Raw genomic sequence first — 2,720 nt, forward strand, 5'->3', positions numbered from 1 at the left:
ATCAACAGACCCTAGGCTCATCAATAATAAACAGGTAAAACTATGCAGAATAAACTTCTCTTTACTGCCTCTTGGCCAACGTATTTATTGATCCTCACCACGCTCACTGCCGCCGGTTTTCTCAGTAGCGGAGTGGTCACTTGGATTGCCGCCAATTGGGATTATTTCAGCAAATTCACCAAACTGTACGCCACTCAAGGCCTATTCGCCAGCAGCATTGTCGTCGGGATATGGGTTTATTACCGAGAATATCGTAAACTCGGGCAAGTGCGGTTGAAATTCGTCAGTAGCACCTTTTTCTTTATTGCCGCAGTGCTGATTGGTGCGTTGTTGGCACTGATTGGGCAAATTTATCAAACCGGCGCCGATCCTTGGCAGCTATTTGCACTATGGTCACTGCTGCAAATCCCGTTACTGCTTGCACTGCCAAATGCCGCAGCCGTATTATTACTGCTCGCAACCAGCAATTTGAGTTTAGCGCTGTATCCCGACCTGCTCTGGTCGTATGAATATTTTTTATATTTCATGCTGCTGCTCAATCTGGGTTTTGTGATGCTAAGCGAAGTCTTCAGCAAATCGCTGCATGATCAAGATTGGCATATCAGCTCCAAAGTCAGTAACACCGTGCTGATCATGTGTATGACTTTGCTTTGCCTCAACAATCCAAACACTGCGCCGTTGCTCTGGTTTCTCGCTGCCCCAATGCTTCATTATTACCGGCAACAGCGCCGTGATTTGTTTAACCAGAGCGGCTACTGGGCTTGCCTGTTATTCAGCGTTGATGTTTTTATTTTAAAGATCACTAATTTTGAGATTAGTGGGATTTTTGTTGCGATTCTCGTCACCCTTGGCGCCGCCATCGTGCTCGGGATTCATTTGAAAAAGCAATATGTGCAACAAGCGCAAGGTATGCCGTGGCCGCTACAAATCCTGTTTACCACACTGGCAATCATCATCACATTGTTGACGATTGCCTTTCTGTTTACACTGGACATTTTTGGATCAGATAAGCTATTTCTGATCGCCTCGCTGGTGTTTGTTGCGCTTGGCGCATTCCTTTACTACTCACGCAAAGCCAATGAATATGCTAGCGGTCTGCTGCTGATGATCGGCTTGGGGCTGTATGTTTTTCACTATTTGATAAATTATTTCTTTGACTACCGCCAGGACGATCAACCTTCCCTGCTAAATGGCGATTTGCTCGGAATGATCATCATCAGCCTGCTGTGCTACCTGTTGATTACGATCAATTGGATTAAAACCGGCAGTCTTATCCTGCTGCTGTTTACCCTATTGTACACCTTTAGTGCGCAAAACGGTTACCTGTATGAATTCCAACCGGAGCAAGGACTGCAAGGCGATTTCTGGACTTTAGTGTTTGATTATTATGCCGATTATTGGTTGGCGCTCGGCAGCTTAATCTTGTTCGGCTTGAGCCTGCGCCCAACCCGTTATCATACCCATATTCAAAGTGCCGCATGGGCATTTTGGCTGGTTTATATCGGTTTTATCTTCAAACCGGATATTTACATCAGCTTAGGGATTACAGAGGCAGCTCCATTACCGACACCGAACAGTTTTAGTGAATTTTTCCAGATCATCAGCAATGGTTTATTCAGCGCACAATCTTGGCATTGGACTCACCTGCTCCTGCTGCTGATTTGCCTGTCACCGGCGATTATCCAGCTCTGGATCAGCCGTCAACAACCATTGAAAACACGAAGTGCGGTCATCGTTGCCCTGGTGTTGGCGATTTTCGGTTTGGCTTTTGTCGCCTCGCCAAGCATTTTAGTCAGCTTCAGTTTAATGTTGCTGGCTTATCTCAACCACAATCGGTTGCTGTTCGGCTGCGTTCTGCTGGCGATGATCGGTTTTTTAGCAAAATATTATTACTGGCTGGATTTGCCGCTGCTGTATAAATCTTTCTTATTGCTAGGCAATGCGATTCTGTTTCTGTTAGCCGCACTGTATTTGCAACGTCAACACCGTCGTGCCACTGCGGTTGCAACGGTTGTACCAAGCTATCCAGGCAAAATCGGTTGGTTGACGCCGTCACTTGCGCTGCTCACCCTGCTGCTGACACTGGCTATCGGCAATTACAGCATTCAAAAATATGAAAATGTACTGACTCACGGCAAGTCGGTGATACTCACCTTGGCACCTGTTGATCCGCGCTCAATTATGCAGGGCGATTATATGGAACTCAACTACGACTTGATAGAGCAAGTGCGGTCTGAAATTGATAAACAGCAACAAGAAAAAAGAGCCGAATTTAATATCGACAACCCCTACCCGATTTATGATCAAGAGAATAGCGAGAGTGATGCGATCAACCAGGCTGAGCAAGAGGATAAGCAAGCAGCTTACGCCCGATTCGTACAATGGCAGGATCAACGCCCGGCACAGCTATACGCACTGTTAAAACAAAACGCTGACGGCAGTGCTGCACTTTGCCGCTTGGAAGAAGCCTTGCCAGAAAATTATCATGATTGCCTTCCAGATGTTGCCATCAAGCTACGTATTGATGACTACAATATGCTATGGGGTCTAAAAATGCCCGGACAACAATTCTTCTTTGCCGAAGGACACGCCGCCCGCTTTGAACAAGCCAAATATGGCGAATTTCGGGTGCTAAACGGCATAGCGTTGTTATCACGTTTGTTGGATAAGGATTTAAAACCGCTTTAGGCTTAATCCTCATAAACCGCACTTTGCTTATT

At 46.1% G+C, this 2,720-nt stretch carries 1 protein-coding gene; it reads left to right on the plus strand.

The window, feature by feature from the left end; translation table 11 throughout:
- The first annotated feature begins 42 nt into the window (after positions 1–42).
- Positions 43–2,688 (plus strand): GDYXXLXY domain-containing protein, encoded by a 2,646-nt coding sequence (locus FHQ30_RS12955; RefSeq protein WP_139615125.1) that lies wholly within the window; start codon positions 43–45, stop codon positions 2,686–2,688.
- Positions 2,689–2,720: the final 32 nt, after the last annotated feature.

This window comes from Testudinibacter sp. 'clade 2', from assembly GCF_006227735.1.
In the GTDB taxonomy this organism is placed as follows: Bacteria; Pseudomonadota; Gammaproteobacteria; order Enterobacterales; family Pasteurellaceae; genus Chelonobacter.

Bases quoted from the DNA above. Each gene is read 5' to 3' on its own strand.
- FHQ30_RS12955 (WP_139615125.1), top strand. From the start codon at position 43: ATGCAGAATAAACTTCTCTTTACTGCCTCTTGGCCAACGTATTTATTG.